The sequence below is a fragment of the Streptomyces sp. URMC 124 genome (genome assembly GCF_051386455.1).
Taxonomy (GTDB): domain Bacteria; phylum Actinomycetota; class Actinomycetes; order Streptomycetales; family Streptomycetaceae; genus Streptomyces.
Genome location: NZ_JBPQTS010000290.1, coordinates 1 through 3,026 on the forward strand (window position 1 = coordinate 1; position 3,026 = coordinate 3,026).

Annotated in this window: 3 protein-coding genes; 1 reads left to right on the forward strand and 2 read right to left on the reverse strand. The window is 71.4% G+C overall.

Annotation, left to right across the window (positions count from 1 at the left end; translation table 11 throughout):
- The coding region (locus tag ACSNOG_RS32290; RefSeq protein WP_436756259.1) for a sigma-70 family RNA polymerase sigma factor at nt 1-784 on the reverse strand (784 nt) is incomplete at its 3' end.
- A 99-nt stretch (nt 785-883) separates the two neighbouring features.
- Between ACSNOG_RS32290 and ACSNOG_RS32295 the strand changes: the two genes are divergently transcribed.
- On the forward strand, nt 884-1,345 hold the full coding sequence (locus ACSNOG_RS32295) for a carboxymuconolactone decarboxylase family protein (protein WP_436756260.1): 462 nt from the start codon (nt 884-886) through the stop codon (nt 1,343-1,345).
- A gap of 48 nt (nt 1,346-1,393) precedes the next feature.
- Here ACSNOG_RS32295 and ACSNOG_RS32300 read toward each other — a convergent pair whose 3' ends face one another.
- Nucleotides 1,394-2,968 (reverse strand): APC family permease, encoded by a 1,575-nt coding sequence (locus tag ACSNOG_RS32300; RefSeq protein WP_436756261.1) that lies wholly within the window; start codon nt 2,966-2,968, stop codon nt 1,394-1,396.
- Nucleotides 2,969-3,026: the final 58 nt, after the last annotated feature.

Consider the following 3,026-nt stretch of genomic DNA (forward strand, 5'->3'; position numbering starts at 1 on the left):
CGGGCGTGCCGTTGATGAGGGCCGGGAGGGCCGCCTCGGCGAAGCGGGCGAACGTGATCGCCTGCGAGGCGACCTCGGTCGCGCCGCGGCGCAGGGCGCTCGGGAGGAGGGTGCCGCCGTCGGAGCGGGCCACGATGTCCGGGTCGAGGACGGCGACGAGGGCGTCGAAGTCGCCGCCGCGCGCGGCGGCGAGGAAGGCGTCGACGACCCGGCGGCGGGCGGCGAGGTCGCTGTCGGGCGCCGGGGCCCGGCCCTGGACGCGGCGGCGGGCGCGGCTGGCGAGCTGCCGGGTCGCGGCGGGGGTGCGGTCGATGACGTCGGCGATGTCGTCGAAGGGCACGTGGAACATGTCGTGCAGGACGAAGGCGAGCCGCTCCGCGGGAGCGAGGGTCTGCAGGACGACCATGAGGGCGATGCCGACCGAGTCGGCCAGGAGGATCTCCTGTTCCGGGTCGATGCGGTCCGCTCCGCTGATGACGGGGTCGGGAAGGCGCACGACCTGCCCGTCCTGGTCGTGCAGCGGCTCCTCGTGCCGCGTGGCGCGCGAGCGCAGCATGTCCAGGCACACCCGGCCGGTCACGGTGGTCAGCCAGCCGCCGAGGTTCGCCACCTCCGAGACGTCGGAGCGGCTCAGCTTGAGCCACGTCTCCTGCACCGCGTCCTCGGCCTCGGCGAGCGAGCCGAGCATGCGGTAGGCCACTGCCCTCAGATGCGGCCGGTGCTCCTCGAAGCGCTGCGCCAGAAGATCCCTCTCGACATCCTTCTCGACATCTTTTTCGCTCACCTGTCACATCCCCCTGTTCTGATCCGTCAGTGAAGTGACGGACGGCAACCGGCCGGGGAGGACGCCCCTGCCGGCCACCATGACACAGAGGATTTGATCATGACGGCTCGGATGAAGAACCCTGCGACGGTCCTGCCCGACACCATGACGGGCATCCAGCATCTCTTCAAGGCCATGCACAAGGGCGGCGTGCCGCAGGAGATCCTGGAGCTGGTCCACCTGCGGGTCAGCCAGATCAACGGCTGCAGCGCCTGCGTGTACGGCGGCGTGGCGAGCGCGAAGAAGGCGGGGCTGACCGACGAGAAGCTGCACGCGGTCGCCGCCTGGCACGAGGCCCCGTTCTTCACCGACGCCGAGCGGGCCGCGCTGGCCCTGGCCGAGGCCTCCACGCGGCTCGCCGACCACACCGGCAAGGCCGTCCCGGACGACATCTGGGACGCGGCCGCCGACCTCTTCACCGAGGAGCAGCTCGCCGCGATCATCCTCATGGTCGCCACGACCAACTTCTTCAACCGCCTGAACACGACCATCGAAGAGCCGGCCGGAACCACCTGGGGCTAGGCCCCGCACAAGGCCCTGGGCAGCTCCTGGCGGCGGCCCGGGCGCCCTCTACTCCTCGACCACCAGCGCCGGCGTCGACCGCGTCAGCACCTCGCCGCGGAAGAACGCCGGGCTGCGCCGTCGCATCAGCTCCATGAGGGCCGCGCCGACCAGCAGCAGGCCCACTCCGATCACGAACACCGACCCCACGCCCAGGACGGAGCTCCCGCTGCCGTACGTCGGGTCCCACATGTCGTACAGCGTCTTGCAGAAGACGGCGGCGAGGAGAGCGCCGCCGAGGGCCGGGAAGACGCCCTTGAAGAGCGCGTCGCGCGCCGAGCGGCCGAGTTGCCCGCGGAAGTACCAGGCGCAGGCGAACGCCGTGATCGAGTAGTAGAAGCAGATCATCAGGCCGAGCGCGTAGATCGTGTCGATGAGGACGTTCTCGCTGAGGAAGCTCATGGCGGCGTAGAAGACGCCGGTGGCGATGCCGGCCGCGACCGTCGCGCGGCCCGGTGACCGGAAGCGCGGGTGGATGCGGGCGAAGGACGGGGGCAGGGCCTCGTAGGCGCTCATGGCCAGGACGGTGCGGGCGACGGGCAGGAACGTCGTCTGGAGGCTGGCGGCGGCCGACGCGAGGACCGCCACGAACAGCAGCACACCCAGTGCCGTGCCCATGACCGGGTCGGCGAGCGCGGCGAAGACGTTGTCGGCGGTCCCGGGGTTGCCGAGGCCGGTGCCCTCCTCGCCGACGCCCGCGAACATCTGGGCGGCGACGGCGGTGACCAGGTACGAGCCGACGAGGACGACCATGGCGAGGAGCGCGGCGCGGCCGGGGGTCTTCGCGCTGCCCTCGGTCTCCTCGTTGACGGTCAGGCACGCGTCCCAGCCCCAGAACATGAAGATCGAGAGGGAGAGCCCGGCGGTGAACGCCGCGAAGGAGCGGACGGCGAAGGGGTCGAGCCAGGTCCAGGAGAAGTCGATGGAGGCGGGCAGGTCGCCCGAGCGGGCCTTGACGAGGGCCATCGCCGCGAAGACGGCCAGGACGGCGAGTTGCAGGGCGACCAGGGCGTACTGCACGCCCTTGGTCGCGGTCATGCCGCGGTAGCTGATCGCCGTCGCCACGGCGATGAAGGCGAGGCAGGTGGCGACGTGCACGGGCCGGTTCCCGTCGAGGGCGGCCACCGAGCCGCTGCCGGTGATCTCGCCCAGCAGGAGGTAGAAGAACGACGTGGCCACGCCCGCCAGGTTCGACAGCACGCTGATCGTGGCGATCACCAGGCCCCAGCCGCACATCCAGCCGACGCGCGGCCCGAACGCCTGCACCGTCCACGTGAAGGACGTGCCGCAGTCGGGCACGGCCTTGTTGAGCTCGCGGTAGGCGAAGGCGACCAGCAGCATCGGCAGGAAGCCGGCCAGGAAGACGGCGGGCATCTGCACGCCGACCTGGCCGACGGTCGGGCCGAGGGTGGAGGTCAGGCAGTAGACGGGGGCGACGGTGGAGATCCCGATGACGGCGCTGCCGAGCAGGCCTACGGAGTTGCCGCCCAGGCCCTTGCTCCTGCGCTTGCCGGGCCGCGGCCCCGCATCGGTGACGCTCGTTACCGTGTCTCCGGCCCCGGGCCGCGGGTGTACCTGAACCATGGGCAGGACGGTAGGGCGTGCTGTTTCCGCATCCGGAGCCCCGACATCCGGAAACCGG